General features: G+C 74.0%; 16 protein-coding genes and 1 pseudogene. 11 read left to right on the top strand and 6 right to left on the bottom strand.

Features of this window, described 5'->3' with window-relative positions; translation table 11 throughout:
* Positions 1-53 precede the first annotated feature (53 nt).
* From OG286_RS29325 to OG286_RS29310, 4 genes are all read left to right on the top strand, one after another.
* Positions 54-1,775, top strand: a complete 1,722-nt coding sequence (locus tag OG286_RS29325) for an urease subunit alpha (protein ID WP_396319229.1) — start codon at positions 54-56, stop codon at positions 1,773-1,775.
* Between the two features lie 39 nt (positions 1,776-1,814).
* Positions 1,815-2,858, top strand: a complete 1,044-nt coding sequence (locus OG286_RS29320; protein WP_396319230.1) for an agmatine/peptidylarginine deiminase — start codon at positions 1,815-1,817, stop codon at positions 2,856-2,858.
* Between the two features lie 118 nt (positions 2,859-2,976).
* Positions 2,977-3,912 (top strand): hypothetical protein, encoded by a 936-nt coding sequence (locus OG286_RS29315; protein ID WP_396319231.1) that lies wholly within the window; start codon positions 2,977-2,979, stop codon positions 3,910-3,912.
* 353 nt (positions 3,913-4,265) lie between these two features.
* Entirely contained in the window at positions 4,266-4,871 is a 606-nt protein-coding gene (locus tag OG286_RS29310) for a TetR/AcrR family transcriptional regulator (protein WP_396319232.1), read from the top strand.
* A gap of 50 nt (positions 4,872-4,921) precedes the next feature.
* Here OG286_RS29310 and OG286_RS29305 read toward each other — a convergent pair whose 3' ends face one another.
* Positions 4,922-6,571: a hypothetical protein gene (locus OG286_RS29305; RefSeq protein ID WP_396319233.1), complete on the bottom strand. Its 1,650-nt coding sequence runs from the start codon at positions 6,569-6,571 to the stop codon at positions 4,922-4,924.
* A 343-nt stretch (positions 6,572-6,914) separates the two neighbouring features.
* Between OG286_RS29305 and OG286_RS29300 the strand changes: the two genes are divergently transcribed.
* The 3 genes from OG286_RS29300 (at position 6,915) to OG286_RS29290 (ending at position 8,877) form a co-directional block, all read left to right on the top strand.
* Positions 6,915-7,388 carry a hypothetical protein gene (locus OG286_RS29300; protein WP_396319234.1) on the top strand — a complete coding sequence of 158 codons (474 nt, stop codon included), beginning with the start codon at positions 6,915-6,917 and terminating at the stop codon, positions 7,386-7,388.
* 134 nt (positions 7,389-7,522) lie between these two features.
* On the top strand, positions 7,523-8,188 hold the full coding sequence (locus tag OG286_RS29295; RefSeq protein ID WP_396319235.1) for a DUF3105 domain-containing protein: 666 nt from the start codon (positions 7,523-7,525) through the stop codon (positions 8,186-8,188).
* Positions 8,185-8,877, top strand: coding sequence for a DUF305 domain-containing protein (locus tag OG286_RS29290; protein WP_396319236.1), 693 nt, complete (start codon positions 8,185-8,187; stop codon positions 8,875-8,877). Before OG286_RS29295 ends, OG286_RS29290 begins: the two co-directional genes overlap by 4 nt.
* 180 nt (positions 8,878-9,057) lie before the next feature.
* On the opposite strand, the gene OG286_RS29285 is transcribed toward OG286_RS29290, so the two are convergent.
* Positions 9,058-10,545 (bottom strand): MFS transporter, encoded by a 1,488-nt coding sequence (locus OG286_RS29285; protein ID WP_396319237.1) that lies wholly within the window; start codon positions 10,543-10,545, stop codon positions 9,058-9,060.
* A 99-nt stretch (positions 10,546-10,644) separates the two neighbouring features.
* On the opposite strand from OG286_RS29285, the gene OG286_RS29280 reads away from it, so the two are divergent.
* Both OG286_RS29280 and OG286_RS29275 read left to right on the top strand, forming a co-directional pair.
* Positions 10,645-11,175: a MarR family winged helix-turn-helix transcriptional regulator gene (locus OG286_RS29280; RefSeq protein WP_396319238.1), complete on the top strand. Its 531-nt coding sequence runs from the start codon at positions 10,645-10,647 to the stop codon at positions 11,173-11,175.
* Positions 11,176-11,215: 40 nt separating this feature from the next.
* Positions 11,216-11,746, top strand: a complete 531-nt coding sequence (locus tag OG286_RS29275; RefSeq protein ID WP_396319239.1) for a GNAT family N-acetyltransferase — start codon at positions 11,216-11,218, stop codon at positions 11,744-11,746.
* 136 nt (positions 11,747-11,882) lie between these two features.
* Here the strand turns inward: OG286_RS29275 and OG286_RS29270 are convergent, their stop codons facing one another.
* Both OG286_RS29270 and OG286_RS29265 read right to left on the bottom strand, forming a co-directional pair.
* Positions 11,883-12,392: a methylated-DNA--[protein]-cysteine S-methyltransferase gene (locus OG286_RS29270; RefSeq protein WP_396319240.1), complete on the bottom strand. Its 510-nt coding sequence runs from the start codon at positions 12,390-12,392 to the stop codon at positions 11,883-11,885.
* The gene (locus OG286_RS29265; RefSeq protein WP_396319241.1) at positions 12,389-13,969 is read right to left on the bottom strand and encodes a DNA-3-methyladenine glycosylase 2 family protein; all 1,581 of its coding nucleotides are present in this window, start codon (positions 13,967-13,969) and stop codon (positions 12,389-12,391) included. The genes OG286_RS29270 and OG286_RS29265 overlap by 4 nt, the downstream gene beginning before the upstream one ends.
* Positions 13,970-14,160: 191 nt before the next feature.
* Here OG286_RS29265 and OG286_RS29260 point away from each other — a divergent pair, with 191 nt between their 5' ends.
* Positions 14,161-14,568 carry an ASCH domain-containing protein gene (locus OG286_RS29260; RefSeq protein ID WP_396319638.1) on the top strand — a complete coding sequence of 136 codons (408 nt, stop codon included), beginning with the start codon at positions 14,161-14,163 and terminating at the stop codon, positions 14,566-14,568.
* Between the two features lie 162 nt (positions 14,569-14,730).
* Here the strand turns inward: OG286_RS29260 and rsgA are convergent, their stop codons facing one another.
* Positions 14,731-15,861, bottom strand: a complete 1,131-nt coding sequence (gene rsgA / locus OG286_RS29255; protein WP_405365885.1) for a ribosome small subunit-dependent GTPase A — start codon at positions 15,859-15,861, stop codon at positions 14,731-14,733.
* Positions 15,862-16,203: 342 nt separating this feature from the next.
* Complete coding sequence (locus OG286_RS29250; protein ID WP_396319243.1) at positions 16,204-17,220, bottom strand: cytochrome c oxidase assembly protein; 1,017 nt, start codon at positions 17,218-17,220, stop codon at positions 16,204-16,206.
* Between the two features lie 62 nt (positions 17,221-17,282).
* Here OG286_RS29250 and OG286_RS29245 point away from each other — a divergent pair.
* A pseudogene (locus OG286_RS29245) lies at positions 17,283-18,011 on the top strand (FtsW/RodA/SpoVE family cell cycle protein); the annotation flags it as partial.
* Between the last annotated feature and the right edge of the window lie 21 nt (positions 18,012-18,032).

Genomic DNA, 18,032 nt, shown 5'->3' with positions numbered 1-18,032 from the left:
TCGAACAGTGCCGCCACGCGGGCGTGGTCCGGCGACCGAAGCGAGGCCCGAGCATGACCGCGATCTCTCCCCACGACTACATCGCCGTGCACGGCCCCCGGGCCGGGGACCGGATCCGGCTGGGCGACTCCGGCCTGATCGTCCGGGTGGAGTCCGACTCGCAGGCGCCCGGGGACGAGTTCCTGGCCGGCTTCGGCAAGACCGCCCGCGACGGCCTGCACCTCAAGCCCGCCGCCGTCCGCGACACCTGCGACGTGGTGATCAGCAACGTGCTGGTGATCGACGCGGTCCAGGGCATCCGGAAGACCTCGATCGGCCTGATCGACGGCCGGATCGCCTCGATCGGGCGGGCCGGCAACCCGGACACCCTGGACGGCGTGGACGTGGTGGTCGGGACGGGCACGACGATCGTCTCCGGCGAGGGCATGATCGCCACCGCCGGCGCCATCGACACCCACGTCCACCTGCTCTCCCCGCGGATCATGGAGGCCTCCCTCGCCTCCGGCGTCACCACGATCATCGGCCAGGAGTTCGGCCCGGTCTGGGGGGTGGGCGTCAACTCCCCGTGGGCGCTGCGGCACGCCTTCAACGCCTTCGATGCCTGGCCCGTCAACATCGGCTTCCTCGGCCGGGGTTCGTCCTCCGACGAGGCCCCGCTGATCGAGGCCCTCGCCGAGGGCGGCGCCTCCGGCTTCAAGGTCCACGAGGACATGGGCGCCCACACCCGCGCCCTGGACACCGCCCTGCGCGTCGCCGAGGAGTACGACGTCCAGGTCGCCCTCCACACCGACGGGCTGAACGAGTGCCTCTCCGTCGAGGACACCCTCAAGGTCCTGGAAGGCCGCACCATCCACGCCTTCCACATCGAGGGCTGCGGCGGCGGGCACGTCCCCAACGTGCTGAAGATGGCCGGCGTCCCCAACGTCATCGGCTCCTCCACCAACCCCACCCTGCCCTTCGGCCGGGACGCGCTGGGCGAGCACTTCGGCATGATCGTCTCCGCCCACGACCTCAAGGTCGACCTGCCCGGCGACGCCGCCATGGCCCGCGACCGCATCCGCGCCGGCACCATGGGCGCCGAGGACGTCCTGCACGACCTCGGCGTCATCGGCATCACCTCGTCCGACGCCCAGGGCATGGGCCGCGCCGGCGAGACCGTGCGCCGCACCTTCGCCATGGCCGGCAAGATGAAGGCCGAACTCGGCCCCCTCGACGGCACCGGCTCCTACGGGACGACGGAGAGCGGCGACGACAACGAGCGCGTCCTGCGCTACATCGCCAAGCTCACCATCAACCCCGCCATCGCCCACGGCCTGGCCCACGAGGTCGGCTCCATCGAGATCGGCAAACTCGCCGACATCGTGCTCTGGCGCCCCGACCACTTCGGCGCCAAACCCCAGCTCGTCCTCAAGTCCGGCTTCCCCGCCTACGGCGTCGTCGGCGACCCCAACGCCTCCACCGACCGCTGCGAACCCCTCGTCCTCGGCCCCCAGTTCGGCGCCCACGGCGCCACCGCCGCCGACATCTCCGTCGCCTTCGTCGCCCAGGCCGCCGCCGACGGCGCCTACCTCGACCGGGCCGCCGACGGCATGCCCACCCGCCGCCGGCGTGTCGGCGTCCGCGGCACCCGCGGCATCGGCCCGCGCGACATGGTGCGCAACGCCCGGATCGGCAACGTCCAGGTCACCGAGACCGGCCTCGTCTCGCTCGACGGCGACCCGCTGCGCTCCGAGCCCGCCGACAGCGTCTCGCTCAGCCGCCTGTACTTCCTCTGAGACCTCCCCCGCCCTCACCTCCCTTTCTAGGACGCGAAGATGACCACCCCCACCCCCGCCTCGCTCGGCTACCGGATGCCCGCCGAATGGCACCCGCACGACCGCACCTGGATGGCCTTCCCCACCACCAACCCGACCTTCGACAGCCCGGAGCACCTGCACGCCGGCCGCGAGGCCTGGGCCGCGGTGGCCAACACGATCGTCCGGTACGAGCCGGTGACCCTGGTGGTCAACACCGGTGAGACCGAGGAGGCGCGCAAGTACGTCTCCGAGCAGGTGGAGATCGTCGAGCGCCCGCTGGACGACGCCTGGATGCGCGACATCGGCCCGTCCTTCCTGATCGACGGCAACGGCTCGCTCGCCGCCGCCGACTGGATCTTCAACGGCTGGGGCGCGCAGTCCTGGGCCCGCTGGGACAACGACCAGCACATCGCCCAGCACATCGGCGAACTGACGGGCGTCCAGCGGTTCGCCTCGCGGCTGATCAACGAGGGCGGCGGCATCCACGTCGACGGCGAGGGCACGGTCCTGGTCACCGAGACCGTCCAGCTCGGCGAGGGCCGCAACTCCGACTGGACCAAGGAGGAGGTCGAGGCCGAGCTGCACGCCTTCCTCGGCACCACCAAGGCGATCTGGCTGCCGCGCGGACTCACCCGCGACTACGACGAGTTCGGCACCCGCGGCCACATCGACATCGTCGCCTCCTTCGTCCGCCCCGGTGTCGTGGTCGCCCATGTCCAGCCGGACCCGGCCCACCCCGACCACGAGGTGTGCAAGGAGCTGGTCGCCATCCTGCGCGCGTCCACCGACGCCCAGGGCCGGGCGCTCGAGGTCATCGAGCTGTCCGCCCCCACCGTCCTGCTGGACGAGGAGGGCGAGCCGGTCGACTACTCCTACATCAACCACTACGTGGCCAACGGCGCCGTGATCCTCTGCGCCTTCAACGACCCGCGCGACGAGGAGGCCAAGGCCGTCCTGGAGCGGGCCTACCCCGGCCGCACGGTCGAACTGGTCGACGCCACGGAGATCTTCGCCAACGGCGGCGGCATCCACTGCATCACCCAGCAGCAGCCGAAGGCCTGACGTTCCCACAGGTCAGCGCCCTGGCCTGCAGCGGCTCAAAGGCCTGGCGGCAGATCCTGGCAGGTGCTCACGTGGATCGGCGTGCCCGTCGTCAGAGACTGCTGGCAGCATCGCCGCCATGAACGGCATCCGTACCACCCCGCCTCGGCCGGTCGACGTCACCGCGGTCGTTCCCCGACTGGCTCGACTGGCACGCCCGGCGATCCGGTTGCATCCCCGCCCTGGATCTCCGTCACCGCACGACAGTTCGGTCGGCGGGCCACTGCTGTGGCCCGCCGACGAGCCGTGGCCGTACTGCGACGAGCTGCACGACCAAGCGGCCCAGCTGTACGAGGCGTACGAGGTGTACGCCAGTTCGGTCGACGAGTGGCACGACGGTCCGAACCCCATGGTGCCCGTGGCTCAGCTGTACGCGCGCGACGTACCCCTGCTGCGACCGCCCGGACAGGCCGACCTGCTCCAGGTGCTGTGGTGCCCCTTCGAGCACGAGCCGGACTACAAGCCTCCGACCGCGCTGTTCTGGCGATCCTCCGCGGAGGTCTCCGACATCCTCGCCGCGCCGCCCGGGCCGTTTTTGGTGCAGGACGACGGCTACCTGCCGCGACCGTGCGTGCTCGCGCCGGAGCGGATCACCGAGTACCCCCACCACATGGATTTGAGCAAGGAGTTGCAGCAGCAGCTGGATGACGGGAGCAGATGGCAGGCCATCAGCGTGGACAACCCCCGTGCTCCTGCCCTGCGTGATTCCTACTCGGACGAGCTGTCCGTCGCCCCCGGGTGGAAGGTCGGCGGCTGGCCCTCGTGGGGCCTCACCGATCCCGTCGCCCGGTTCTGCACCACCTGCGGCACCGGCATGGTCCCGCTGCTGACGATCGCGTCGAATGAATGGAACCGCAACAGGCACGGCTGGGTCCCGTACGAGGATCGATCCCTCGCGCTCAGCGACCCCCATGTGGCGAACCCGCCCCAGGTCCACATCTCCAGGACCAACCATCTCCAGCTCTACGTCTGCCCGGAATCCCCGGATCATCCGCACACCGACCTGATCCAGTGAGCCATGCCCGAAGGCCTCCGCGACGCCACGCACACCACCGGAGTGGTCGGTGGGGTCCCCCCGGCGCAGCAACACCTTGACCGTGCCCTCCTCGCCCTCGACCGGGCGGTCGGGCTGATGCGGGTGGGTGAGATCGCCTCGGCGGCCCAGGTCGGAACGCAGGCCGTGGGTATGCTGCCTGCCGATCATCGGACCGGGGTTGTGATCTCCCGCACCCGGGACGTGGCGGCTGCGGAGGCCGTAGCCGCACCCGGGCTGATCGGAGTGGGAAGTCGGCCCGGCCGACTCCCACTCCGCGCCGTTCCGGGCCTGGTCAGTATCGTGAGGCCCCCGGACACAGAGGAGAGCAGCAGATGGCGGACGCCCGCCCGCGCCGCCCGGCGCGCGCCCGCGAGGAGGTCTTCGCCACCGCGCGGGCCTCGATCGCCGAACACGGGCTCGCCAAGCTCACCATGGCCGGCCTCGGCAAGCAGCTCCAGATGAGCGCCGGGCACCTGCTCTACTACTTCGGCAGCAAGGACCAGCTGCTGCTGGAGACGCTGCGTTGGAGCGAGGAGCAGCTCGGCGCCCGCCGCCACGACGCCCTGACCGACGGCACCCGGGACGTCTGGGACCGGCTCTCCGCCTACACCCGGCTCTACCTCCCCGAAGGCCCCGGCGACCCGCGCTGGATCCTCTGGGTCGAGGTGTGGGGCCGCTCCCCCGCCAGCGAGGAGCTCCGGCAGGGACAGCTGGAGATCGAGGCACCGTGGGACGCGGACCTCGTCGCCCTCCTCGAAGAGGGCGCCACCACCGGCCACTTCACGCCCGGCACCGCCCCCGACCGCGCCGCCCAGATCCGCGCCCTCCTCGACGGCCTCGCCGTCCCGCTCGCCCTCGGACTCCCCGGTGCGCTGCGCCCCCGCGCGCTGCAGCTCGCCGAGTCGGCCTGCGCCACCCTGCTGGGCGCCCGGAGCTGACCCGGCCGGCCCGGGCCGCGGCTGCCCCCGGCCGGGCCGCTCCCCGCGCCTCACTCCGTCCAGACGGCAGCGGCCGTGCGGTCGTCGGCGTAGCCCTTGGCACGGACCTGGACCTGGCGGAGGAAGTCGACGGTGCCCGGGGGGTGGGGGTGCGCCCAGTGGGAGGAGAGGAAGTGGGCGACGGCCGGCTCGTCGGCGATCGGGCGGGCAAGGCCGGGGGTGCAGAGCAGCAGGATGTCGCCCGGGGTGGCCGGGACCATCCGGAAGCGGAACGGGCGCCGGTCCGGCGCCGACGCGTCCGGCACCGGCGGCTGGCCGTCCGGGTGGTGCAGCAGCCGCGCGGCGTACGCGTCGATCCAGTGGCCGGAGCGCAGCAGGTAGAGCCCGCCCGGGCCGACCCCGAAGGCCGCCCGGTAGGAGGCCTCCGGGTCGAGCGGGAGCAGCATGCAGTGCAGCGCGGCCGGGGACGCCGCGCCGTCGTCGCCCTCCGGGTCGTGGGCGAGCGCACGCAACGGGGCGGCCGCGCTGGTGGCGAGGCGCTGGAGGCCGTACCGGAGGCGGTCGCGGGCGCCGTCGCGCAGGTCGGCGGCGAGCCCGGTCCTGCTGCGGCCGATCGCGGTGGCGAGCTGGCGGACGGCCTCGGCGGTGGCGGTGGCGACGGCCTCGGCGGCCGCCTCGCCGTCCGCGCCGGTGCGGTCGAAGCCGCCGAGCGCGGCGAGCAGCAGCCCGTCGGGGGCCTCGCCGAACCTGGTCACCAGCAGCGTGTCCCGGCGGGGCTCGCCGCGGTAGCGGGCGGAGTCGCCGCGGACGGAGACGGCCCGCAGGGTGGTGGCGCCGTGCTGGGCGCCCTCCAGGACGGTGTCCGGCACGACGGCGCCGAGCGCGCCGGGGTCCGCCTCGGGCACGACGGTCGGCTCGGGCCCGTACGTGGGCGGGCGCTCGCCGACGTGCGGCACGGTGGGCCCGGCACCGGCGAGCACCGACCGGGGGGCGGGGCGCGGCGCGGGGGCGGGGGCCGGGGCGGGGGTCGGCCGGGGCTCGGCTTCGGGTTCAGGTTCGGGCTCGGCTTCGGGCTCGGCTTCGGGTTCAGGTTCGGGCTCGGGCTCGGGTTCGGGCGCGAGGGGCTCCGGCTCCCGTGCGACGACCGGCGCGGGTTCCGGAACGAGGTCCGGCGTGGGTTCCCGTACGGCTTCGGGTTCGGGCTCGGGCGCGGATTCGGCTGTCTTCTCCGGAACGGGAGCCGGCTCGGGGTCGACCTCGGCCTCCGGTTCCGTCCCCTTTCCCACCTCCGCAGCCGCTGCCACCTCCGCCTCGGCTGCCGCCCAGGGCGGGGCCGGGAACCGGTGTGTCTCCTCCGGGTCGCGCTGCTGCCCGATCACCCCGATCGCGGTGTTGAACCAGTCGTCGATGCTGTCCCGCTCCAGCACCGCCTCCTGCGCGACGACCTCGTCAGCACGCGCCCGCTCGGCAGGTGCGTCCGCACCCGCGTCCGCGGCCTCGGCCGCCGTCTCGGCGACTGCCTCGTCCGTCCGCTGCCGCCCGATCAGCCCGGCCGCCGTCTCGAACCAGTCGTCGACGCTGCCCTCCCCCGGTTGCGCGTCGGGGGTGTCGGGGAGGGTGCCCGCCGGCCCTTCGTAGACCGTGTCCCACCAGCCGTCGTCCGACCGGTGCTGCTGTGCGGGTGCACCCTTTTTGCTCATCTGGCGGCTCCTGGTCGGTCCGTGTGCGCGCCGCCCCCGGCGGGGCCGGACTCGACGTCATTGTCTCCAAGAGCAACGACGCTGTCCGGGTTTCGGCGACATACCGTGCACTGATCGGATGATCCCGATCGCCGGGTTCGCCCGGTGTTCCGCTTCCGTTCCGTCCGTGCTTGCCGGAACTGCCCCGAGCAGGGCGTTTACAGGGTGTTCGACCCCTTCGGGCGCCGAAAATGAGGGCCGAGGAGGGGCATCGCTTCACTCGTTCGGCTGATTAAATGTGCGCATGACCGCGTCGGCCCCCAGATCGACCCGACCGGGGAGGGCCGCAGTCGCGGGTCGCCCGGTGGGTGTGCTGTGGGTCCTGCTGCTGGTCGGACTGCTGACGGCGCTGCCGTGCGCGGGCCAGGCCCGGGCGGCCTCGGCCGACCGGTCCGACCCGTCGGCGGCCGCGACGTCCACCGCCCTCGCCGGCCCGCTCGCCGGCCCGTCGGCAGGCCCGTCCGCAGGCCTGTCCGCCGAGGCGCCGGCGGTGCCGGCGGCAGCGGACGCGGTACACCCGTCCCGCCATGTGGACGGACCCCGTCACTGGACGTGGTGCTCCGCCGACGGCGAGCCGCCGCACCGCAACAACGGCTGCTCCGGCCACCCGTACTGCGGCCAGGACGCCCAGCTCCCCAACGCGCCGCCGCAGCCCCAGCCCGCCGTGACGGCCCGCCCGGACCCGCCCGAGGCCCTGCCGCGGGTGGTGCCGCGGGGGCTGCTGGACGGTTCGCACCCGGCACCCGACCTGCACGAGCTCCAAGTCCACCGGTCCTGAGCGGAACCCACCGCCGGCCGCCCCCCTGCCCGTCCGAGCGGACCGGCAGGACGGACGGCACCGACGGATCCGCCCCTCCGCCCCCCACTTCAGACCGCCGCGCCCCCAGCGTGCGGCGGGGACAAGGACACCACATGGGTTCCGCCTCCAAGCAGTCCAACAAGCCCGGCGGCAAGCAGGGCACGGCGGACCGCCGCGCCCGGATCGTCGAGCTCCGCGCCGCCGAGCAGCGCCGCGACCGCCGCAACAAGATCCTCGCCTCCGTGCTCGTAGGCGTGCTGGTGATCGCCGCGATAGCCACCGGCACCTGGATCGTGGTCGACGCCAACAACGACAAGAAGGCCAAGGAGGCCGCCGCCAGCGCGCCGATCGACGGCGTGAAGACCTTCGGCGACCTGAGCCGCAACCACGTCAAGGAGAAGGTCACCTACCCGATGACCCCGCCGGTCGGCGGCGACCACAACGCCGTCTGGCTGGACTGCATGGGCCACGTCTACGACCAGCCGGTCGAGAACGAGCGCGCCGTCCACTCGCTGGAGCACGGCGCGGTCTGGGTGACGTACAACGGCAAGGCCACGCCGGACGACATCAAGACGCTCTCCGACAAGGTGAAGGCCACCCCGTACTCGCTGATGAGCCCGTACCCGGACGAGCAGGGCACCATCACGCTGAACGCGTGGAGCACCCAGCTGATCGTGGACAACGCCAACGACCCCCGGGTGAACGAGTTCTTCACCAAGTACGTACAGGGCCAGCAGACCCAGGAGCCGGGCGCGTCCTGCACCATGGGGGCGATGTGACCACGGACGCGGCGACACCCGAGAACGCGGACGAGGCCCCCGGCACCTCCCGCCGGCGGCTCTGGTGGCCGGCCGCGCTGGCCGCCGCGGTCGCCCTCGCCCTCGGGGTGCCCGCGTTGGTGGCGAGCGGGACGTCCGCCTCCGGCTCGTCCTCGCTGACGGCCCCGGCGGGCGACTCCCCCGAGGCCGGATTCGCCCGCGACATGGCGACCCACCACCAGCAGGCCGTCGACCTGTCGTTCATCGTCCGGGACCGGACGGGCGACGAGCCTGTCCGGACCCTCGCCTTCGACATCATCAACACCCAGGCCAACCAGCGCGGGATGATGATGGGCTGGCTCGACCAGTGGGGGCTCCCGCAGCACTCGCCGGCCAAGCCGATGGCGTGGATGAAGATGAACCACACCTACGACGCGCACGACGGCTCGCTGATGCCCGGCATGGCCACCAACGCCCAGCTCGCCAAGCTGCGCTCGCTCAGCGGGCGTGAGGCCGAGGTGTACTACCTGCAGCTGATGCTGGAGCACCACAAGGGCGGGGTGGAGATGGCCCAGGGCTATGTCGACCTGGCCGAGAACGAGACCGAGAAGCGGCTCGCCCAGTCGATGGTGGTCGGGCAGACGTCGGAGATCCAGCTGATCACCGACATGCTCACGGAGCGCGGCGCCGCCCCCGGCGTTCCCGCCTGACGCTCCGCGCCCCGAAAGGGCCGGGGTGTGGCGGACGGCCCGACCGTCCGCCACACCCCGGCCCTTTCGCGGTTCGGCCCTGCGCGGTCCGGCTCTGCCCGGTTCGGTTGGCGCGGCCGGCTCTGCACCCTTCGGCTCTGCCCGGTTCGGTTGGCACCGCCGGCCCCCGCCCGGACCCCGTCAGACGCCTGCCGGGGTCCGGGCGGGGGCCGGCCCGCGGACGCGGGCCGGCCGGACCAGCGCCACCGCCAGGGCGGCGACGGCGGCGAGACCGAGCAGCACCGCCCGGCCGCCGGACGCCGCGCCCGCCAGATGGACGCCGAGGACGGGCAGAGCCGTCCCGAGGGCCGTACCGAGGCTGCGGGCCATGTTCACCATCCCGCCGCCGACCGCCGAACACTCCGCCGGGATCGCCCGCATCACCAGCGCGTTGTTGGCGGGCAGCAGCAGGCCGAGCCCGCAGCCGGCGACCACCAGCGGGGCGGCGAGCAGCAGCGGGCCGGCCGAGGGCCCGCCGCCCGCCGGCACCACCGCGAACAGCAGCAGCCCGGCGCCCGCGACGGCCGCGCCGGCCCGGCAGCGGGCGACGTCCGACCAGCCCCGGGGCAGCAGACCGCCGCCGACCGTCGCCGCGAGTGCGAACGCGGCCGGGAGCAGCGTGATCACCAGGCCTGCCCGGGCCGGTGGGACGCCCGCCCCGGTGAGCAGCACCGGGCCCAGCACCAGCGGGCAGAACAGCAGCAGGTAGCCGATCAGCGCGACCACCAGCCCCGGCCGCACCCCGGGGGTGTTGACGAGCCCCGGCGCCAGGAGCGGCCGGCTCGCCCGCCGCTCCTGCCGGACGAGGCCGAGCGTGAGCACCGCCGAGGCGAGCAGCAGCACGCCGACCGCCCAGCCGGGCAGCGGCAGGCCGGAGGCGGTGGAGAGGGCGAGCAGCAGTGCGGTGGTGGCGCCGGTCAGCAGCAGCAGGCCGGGCAGGTCGAAGCGGCCCTCGTCCTCCGCCCCGGCCCGCTCGCCCTCCTTCTTCGCAGGTGTGCCCTCGGCGCGGGTCCGGGGCAGCAGGAACCAGCCGGCCAGGATGCCCAGCGCCCCGATCGGCACGTTGATCCAGAACACCCAGCGCCAGGAGGCGTGCTCCACCAGCAGCCCGCCGAGGCTCGGACCGAGTGCCAGGCCGAGCCCCTGCGCGGCCGCCTGGATGCCCAGCGCCCGCCGCATCGCGTGCTCGGGGACGCCGCGGGCCACCAGGGCTACGCTGTTGGCCTGCATCATCGCGCCGCCGACCGCCTGCACCGCCCGGCAGGCCACCAGCACCCCGAGGCTGCCGGCCAGACCGGCGCCGAGCGAGGCCACCCCGAAGACGGCGAAGCCGCCGAGGTACACGGTCTTGCGGCCGACCAGGTCGGAGAGCCAGCCGATCGGCGCGAGCAGGGCCACCAGCACCAGCAGGTAGGCCAGCGCGACCCACTCGACGGCGGCGAAGCCGGCCCGGAAGTGGCTGCCGAGCGCGGGGAAGACGAGGGCGGTGACGCTGGCGGTCAGCTGGCCGAGGAACGCCCCGAGGCAGACGGTGCCGACGGCCAGCCAGTGGGCGTGCCGCCACCGGGCGATGCCGCGCGGCCGGGGGTGCTCGGCGAGCAGTCGCGCGGCGAGGTCGGTGGCGTTCATGCGGGGAATATATCTGATGCAGACATGTTCTCTCAACGAGCTGATCGGCATGCGAACGGAACGTCGGAACGGTCACCACCAGGCGATACGCTGTCCGCCATGTCGCCGTCACCGCCCGTTCCCGACCCCGCCGCCGAACCCCAGCGGCACGAGGCCGCCGAACGTCCGGACCTCGCACCCCCGGCGATCGAACGCGCCCGGCGGCTCACCGACGTGGTCACCCGGCTGCGCCGCGCCCTGCGCAGCAGCATCCGCACCGACTACCCGTGGGAGTCCCTGCCGATGGCGCAGGTCGAACTCCTCCAGACGCTCGCCGCCGCCCCGCTCCGGGTCGGCGAACTCGCCGCCCGCCAGCGGCTCGCCCCCAACACCGTCAGCGGTCTGGTCGGCAAGCTCCTGGAAGCCGGCTTCGTCGACCGCCAGGCCGACCCCGGCGACCGCCGCACCGCCCGCATCGCCCTCACCCCGGCCGGCCGGGGCCAGCTCGACGACTGGCAGCAGGCCCACGAGCGCCGCATCGCGACCGCCCTCGACGCCCTCTCCCCCGCCGACCGCGAGGCCGTCACGCAGGCGCTCCCCGCCCTCGACAACCTCGCCCGCGCCCTCGCCCGGCCGGCCACCCCCGAATAATCCGGTGCCGCCGGGCGGCGGCCGAGGCTACCGTCCCGGGATGGACCCCGCGCACCTCCGCCTCGAGCCCTGGACCGACGCCGACCTCGCCCTGCTCCGCCGGGTCAACGTCCCCGAGATGAAGCAGCACGTCGGCGGCCCGGAGACGGAGGAACAACTTCTCGTCCGCCACCGCCGCTACCTGGACTTCGTGCCCTCGGGCATCGGCTGCATGTACCGCATCGTCCTGCTCCCCGAGGGCGACGCTGCCGGCGAACCCGTCGGCACCGTCGGCTACGGCACCCGCAGCCGGCAGGGCGAGACCGTCCACGAGATGGGCTGGAACGTCCTCCCGCCCCACCAGGGCCGCGGCATCGCCGCCACCGCCGTCCGCCTGGCCGTCACCGCCGCCCGCACCTCGGCCCGGCACCGGCATCTGCACGCCTTCCCGTCCATCGGCAACCCCGCCTCCAACGCCGTCTGCCGCAAGGCCGGCTTCACACTCCTGGGTGAGACGGACTTCGAGTTCCCGCCCGGCCGCCCCATGCGCAGCAACAACTGGCGCGTCACCCTGCGGGCGAAGGCCGAATAGCGGCCGCCGTCGATGAACCACGCGCGCGCGATCCGGCCGCAGACCGATCACGCGGCCCTCCGGCCCCTGCCGGACGACCTCGGCGTCTGATCCGCTCCACTGATCCACGTCCGACTCACGTCTGATTCACGTCGCCTCAGAACAACGTCCCGCTCTCCAGGTCCAGCAGCCACCGTTTCCGGTCGGTGCCGGCGGCGAAACCGGTGAGGGCCCCGTTGGCGCCGAGGACGCGGTGGCAGGGGCGGACGATGAGCAGGGGGTTGGCGCCGACGGCGCCGCCGACGGCGCGGACGGCCTTCGGGGAGGCGCCCGCGAGGTCGGTCAGCTGACCGTAGGTGACCGTCTCGCCGTAGGGGATCTCGTCGAGGGCGGCCCAGACCTGCCGGCGGAACTCGGTGCCGACGGGGGCGAGCGGGAGGTCGAAGGTGGTGCGTTCACCGGCGAAGTACGCGGTGAGCTGGGCGACCGGCTCGGCGAGGGCGTCCGGATCGTGGACCCAGGCGTCCGCGGGTTCGGCGAGCGCGTACTTCTGGCCCGGGGCGGTGACGGTGGCCAGGGCGGCCGGCCCGCCGTCCTCCGGCAGGACGCCACTGAGCAGCAGCCGGCCGAACGGGCTCTCCATGTGGGTGAAGACGGTGGTGGTCATGCGTCCTGCATCTCCGTTCCGGTGCTTTCGGTGCTGTGGTCGCTCGCGGCGCCCGCCCAGAGCCGGTGGACGGCGTACGAGCGCCAGGGTGCCCAGGCCCCGGCCGCGTGGGCGGCGGACTTCGGGTCGCCGGGGGCGCCGAGCCGGGTGAGGCCGTGGCGGATGCCGACGTCGGTGGGCAGGAAGACGTCCGGGTCGGCGAGGGCCCGCATCCGCAGGTAGCCGACGGTCCAGGGGCCGATGCCGGGCAGGGCGAGCAGTCGGGCGGCGGCGTCCTCGCGGTCGACGCCGCCGTCGAGCCGCACGACGCCTTCGGTCAGGGCGGCGCAGAGGCCGGTGAGCGCCCGGCGGCGGGCGGCCGGCATGGCGAAGTCCTCGGGATCGGCCACGGCGAGGGCGGCCGCGCTCGGGAAGATCAGCCGCAGGCCGCCGCTGGGCTCGGGCAGCGCGGTGCCGTACTTCTCGGCGAGCCGGGCGGCCAGGGTGCGGGCGGCGCCGACGGTGATCTGCTGGCCGAGCACGGCGCGGACGGCCAGCTCGTGCGGGTCGACGTGGCCGGGTGAGCGCAGGCCGGGGCGGGAGCGGACCAGCGCGCCGAGGACCGGGTCGGCGCCGAGCTGCTCGTCGACGGCGTCCGGGTCGGCGTCGAGGTCGAAGAGGATCCGCACCCGTTGGACGGCGGTGGGCAGGTCCCGCAGGTCGGTGAGGAAGAGCCGGCAGTCCAGCCACCCGCGCGTGCGCGGCTCCTCGGGCGCGAGGCCGTCGACCTCGGCGATGCCGTGCCCGTACGGGAGGGCGAGGGTGCGGCGGTAGGTGCGGACGCCGGGTCGCGCGCCGGGGACGACCTCCTCCACCCCGGGAACTGCGCGCAGGGCGAGGAAGCCGATCAGGTGGTCGCTGTCAAGCGCGCCGCGGTAGGCGAGGCGCAGGGTGAGGCCGCCTGCGGGGGTGGCGGTCCGGCGGCCGGCGGTGACCTCGGCGCGCAGCCCGCTGGGGGTGCGGTCGTAGACCTCGCGGACGGTGTCGTTGAACTGCCGGACGGAGGCGAAGCCGGACGCGAAGGCGATCTCGGTGACCGGCAGTTCCGTGGTCTGGAGCAGCAGCCGGGCGGTCTGGGCGCGGCGGGCGCGGGCCAGGGCGATCGGCCCGGCGCCGAGTTCGGCGGTGAGCTGGCGCTGGAGCTGGCGGGCACTGTAGCCGAGGCGGTCGGCGAGGCCGGCGACCCCCTCGCGGTCGACCACGCCGTCGCCGATCAGCCGCATGGCGCGGCCGACCAGGTCGGCGCGGTGGTTCCACTCCGGCGAGCCGGGCACCGAGTCGGGGCGGCAGCGGCGGCAGGCGCGGAACCCGGCGCCCTGGGCGGCGGCCGCGCTGGGGTAGAAGGTGCAGTTGGCGCGTTTGGGGGTCACGGCGGGGCAGCTCGGTCGGCAGTAGATGCCGGTCGAGGTGACGGCCGTGAAGAAGACGCCGTCGAAGCGGGCGTCGCGGCTGTCCACGGCTCGGTACCGGATGTCGTCGTCGATCACGCAGTCCAGTCTGCGGCACCGGCGGCCGGTCGACTGGCGGATATCGGACATGAGCGTCGGGGGGCGGTGCCGGGGCGGGCCGAGGCCGACCGCACGGAAAATCGCGCGCGTCCTCGCCCGGCCGACGGCTACGCTGATCGGCGCCCGACCACCGACCGGCCGCCCCGGCAGGGGCACAGGAGTAGGAGCCCCTCATGAGCGAGCAGCCGTACACCGGTCCGGACGACCCCCGGGTCACCGCGATGCGGGTGGAGGAGTTCGCCTTCCCCGGGCCGCTGCGCGACCAGCTGGTCGCGGCCGTCCTGAGCGGCGCCAAGACCAGCACCGCGGGCCTGCTCGCCGACTACGAGCACGCGGGCGACCCGCTGCCGCAGGTGGGTGTGCACTCGGCGGTGATCGACTCGGACGGCCGAGTGGTCGCGGTGACGGAGACGACCGACGTCCGGGTCGTGCCACTCGCCGAGGTCGACCTCCAGCACGCCCTGGACGAGGGCGAGGGCTACCGGACGGTGGCCGAGTGGCGCGCCGGCCATGAGCGGTTCTGGCAGAGCGAGCAGATGCGCGCCTTCCTCGGGGACCCCGAGTTCACCGTGGGCGACGCCACGCCCGTCGTCCTGGAGCGGTTCCGCCTGGCGGCCGACCTGCGCTGACCCGCCGGCCACCACGGGTCGCACCGGGTCGCGCCCGGCCATGCCAGGTCACGCCGGCCGGCCGCCGCCCGCCAGGGCACGCAGCGCCCTGATCCCGTCCTCGTCCACACGGCTCGGGCCGGTGGCGGCCGGGCCCGCGGTGGCCCGGCCGCCGGGCGGCGGTCACTTCTTCACGGAGCCCCCCACCGCGCGCATCGACTTGGTGGTGGTCTTCCACTTCTTCAGCCGGGCCGAGGCCAGCCGGGCGTCCGAGCGGGAGGCGATCCACTCGCTCTCGCGCTGGAGCTTGAGGTAGCTGTCCATCCGGCGCTGCGGAAGCGTGCCGTCCGCCAGCGCGGCCCGGACGGCGCAGCCGGGCTCGGTGTGGTGGCCGCAGTCGTGGAAGCGGCAGTCCTCGGCCAGCTCCTCGATGTCGGAGAAGGCCATCGCGACGCCTTCGCCGCCGTAGAGGCCGACCTCACGCAGACCGGGGGTGTCGATCAGCACCCCGCCGCCGGGCAGCGGGATCAGCTCCCGGGTGGTCGTGGTGTGGCGGCCCTTCTGGTCGACCGCGCGGGCCTGCTGGACGGCCATGACGTCGGCGCCGGCCAGCACGTTGGTCAGGGTGGACTTGCCGACGCCGGACTGGCCGATCACGGCGGTGGTGCCGGGCGTGCAGGCGCGCAGCACGTCCATCCCCTCGCCGGTCTCGGCGCTGACCACCAGCACGGTGACACCGGGGGCGATGGACTCGACGTCGGCGCGGATGAAGTCGGCGTCGTCCACCAGGTCGGCCTTGGTGAGGGCGACGACCGGCTCGGCACCGGACTCCCAGGCCAGGGCGAGGAAGCGCTCGATCCGGCCGAGGTCGGGCTCGGCGGCGAGCGAGGCGGCGATCACGACGGTGTCGACGTTGGCGGCCAGCACCTGGCCGTCGGACCGCTTTCCGGCCACCTTGCGGATGATCGCGGTGGAGCGCGGCAGCAGCGCCGCGACGGCCGGCATCGGCTGGGCCGCGAGGTCCACGGCCGCCCAGTCGCCGGTGCACGGGCAGTTGATCATGTCGGCGTCGCCGACCGGCCGGGTGTCGGCCCGGACGGTACGCAGCTCGCCCGTCTCCGGATCGGCCAGGACGACGTCGCACTGGCCCCGGTCGACGCGGACGATCCGGGCAGGCGTCAGCCCGGCCTCGGCGAGCGGGGCGAAGCGCTCCGCCGACTCGGACGTCCAGCCGTAGCCGGCCAGCGCGGGGTCCGAGGTCTCGGAGGAGGTGAGGAGAGAAGGAGAGGAGGAAACGGAGGCAGCGTTGAACAACGCAGTGGGCCCTTCGGGAGGAAAGTGATCCCGCCGGGCTACGGCTGCGCGCGCGAGTGCGGCGGTGTCAGCCGGCGGCCGGGAGGGAGAGGTGGTGTGTGCGAGCGCTGCTCAGGGCAGCCGTGACGACAGCGACAGCCACGAGGCTCACCTCCTGCTTCTTCTCGGGCCGGCAAGAACGCGGCCCCCCGATCGGACTGGTCACACCATAACGAGCGCCGCCGCCCCTGCCAACCGGTTTTTGACCTGCGGTGAAGCGGCCGGGGCGGTTGAGCGGGCGGGGCCGTTGAGCGGGCGGGGCGGTGGAGCGGGCGACCCGCCCACGGCCTTCCGCCACGGGCTTCAGGACGACGACCCGCCGTACCGGTTCCGCAGGCCGGGGTCGTCCAGCCACCAGGGCCGCATGCCCTGTTCGTCCTCGGCCGGCGCGCCCGTCGCCCGTGCCTCGGCGGCCGCCGCCTCGAAGCGCGCGTCCAGTTCGGCGTCCACGGCGGCGGTCTCCTCCCGCCCCTGCACGATCATGCGGCGGACCAGCGCGGCCAGGAACGGCAGCCCGACCAGGTCCCCGAGCACCCAGAGCGCGTTGCCGCCCCAGGTCTGGTCCTGCGCCGGGCTCGGGCCCCAGGGCCGGCCGAGCGCCTCGTAGTAGTGCCCGGCGACGCGATGGCCCCCGTAGATCAGCAGGATGCCGAGCGCCGCGTCGAAGATCACCTCCGCGAAGGTGATGAACAGGCCGACCAGGTGCGGGTACTCGTGCCCGACCGGGTCGATCTGCAGCCGCGGCCAGAAGTACGCCAGCCCGAGCGCGACCAGTGCCAGGTGCAGCACGGCGTTCCCCACCGGGCTGGTCAGCGACTCCTCGTACCAGGGGGTGCAGTACAGCAGCCACGGCGGGGCCAGCAGCAGGGCGGTCGACACGGCCGGGAACATCAGCACCTTGGACGGGCGGCTGCGCAGCACCCGCAGGATCCGCTCGCGGTGGTCCGGCGGTGAGGAGCGGGCCAGCAGCGAGACCGGCGCGCCGAGTGCGAGCAGCAGCGGGACCAGCATCAGCAGCAGCACGACCTGCACCGCCCGGTCGGTGAACAGCACCCGCTCGTACACGCCGAGGCCGGAGCAGGTGGCCCAGACCCAGAGCAGCAGCCCGCCGAGGAAGGCGGCGGTCCTGGTCGGCTGCCAGCGCTCCGGCCCGGCCCGGCCGGCCGTCCACGCGGCGTACAGGTACCAGCCGCCGAGCAGCACGGCGAGCGTCAGCACCAGCGGCTCGGCCGTCCACGAGGTGGCCAGGTCGGCCCACTGCCAGGGCGGCGGTCCGTGGTAGCCGGTCGCCTGCGCCGAGCCGTCCATCCGTCCGCTCACCCCGTCCGTGCCGTGCCGTCGCCGCCTCGCCGTCGTCCGGGCGGAGTGGACGGCGCCCGGCCATGATGGCCGGGCCGGAGTGGATCACCGGCCTCGGGGGGCGTTTCCATACCTCGGGCTGGACAAGGCTTTGCCTGGGCCCCCTCAAGGTTTTGCCGAGGTCAAGTCCTGTCCTCGGCCTGGGCCTGCTGGCGCCGGCCGCGCATCTGGCGGTACGCCGATTCGTCCCGTACGCGGACCCGCCGATCCTGCCGCTCGCGGTGCTGCTGACCGGATTCGGCCTGGTCCCGCTCGACCGCCTGGACTTCTCCTACCGGCTCGCCCACGCCGCCAAGGGCGACTGGCAGAAGGTCCCGACCGCGCCGTCCCAGCCGACCTGGGTGGTGATCGCCGTGGTGGCGGCCGTGGTGCTGATCGTGGCGGTGCGCCACCACCGCGCCTTCCGGCGGTACGTCTACCCGCTGATGAGGGGCGCGCTGATCCTGCTGGCCGCGCCCGCCTTCTTCCCCGGCGACACCGTCGGGGCGAAGCGCTGGATCCGGCTCGGCGGGCTCTCCTCCCAGCCGGACGAGTTCGTCAAGGTCGCCATCACGATCTTCTTCGCCGGCTACCTGATGACCTACCGGGACGTGCTGGCGCTGGCCGGCCGCCGGGTCTGGGGGCTGACCCTTCCGCGCGGCCGGCACGCCGGGCCGGTGCTGACGATCTGGGTGGTCACCCTGCTGGTGCTGGTCTTCGAACGCGACCTCGGCACCTCGCTGATCTTCTTCGGTGTCTTCGTGGTGATGCTCTACACGGCCACCGGGCGGACG

The organism is Kitasatospora sp. NBC_00039 (assembly GCF_045160625.1).
Lineage (GTDB): Bacteria > Actinomycetota > Actinomycetes > Streptomycetales > Streptomycetaceae > Kitasatospora.
This window is presented reverse-complemented; position numbering and strand designations above follow the sequence as displayed.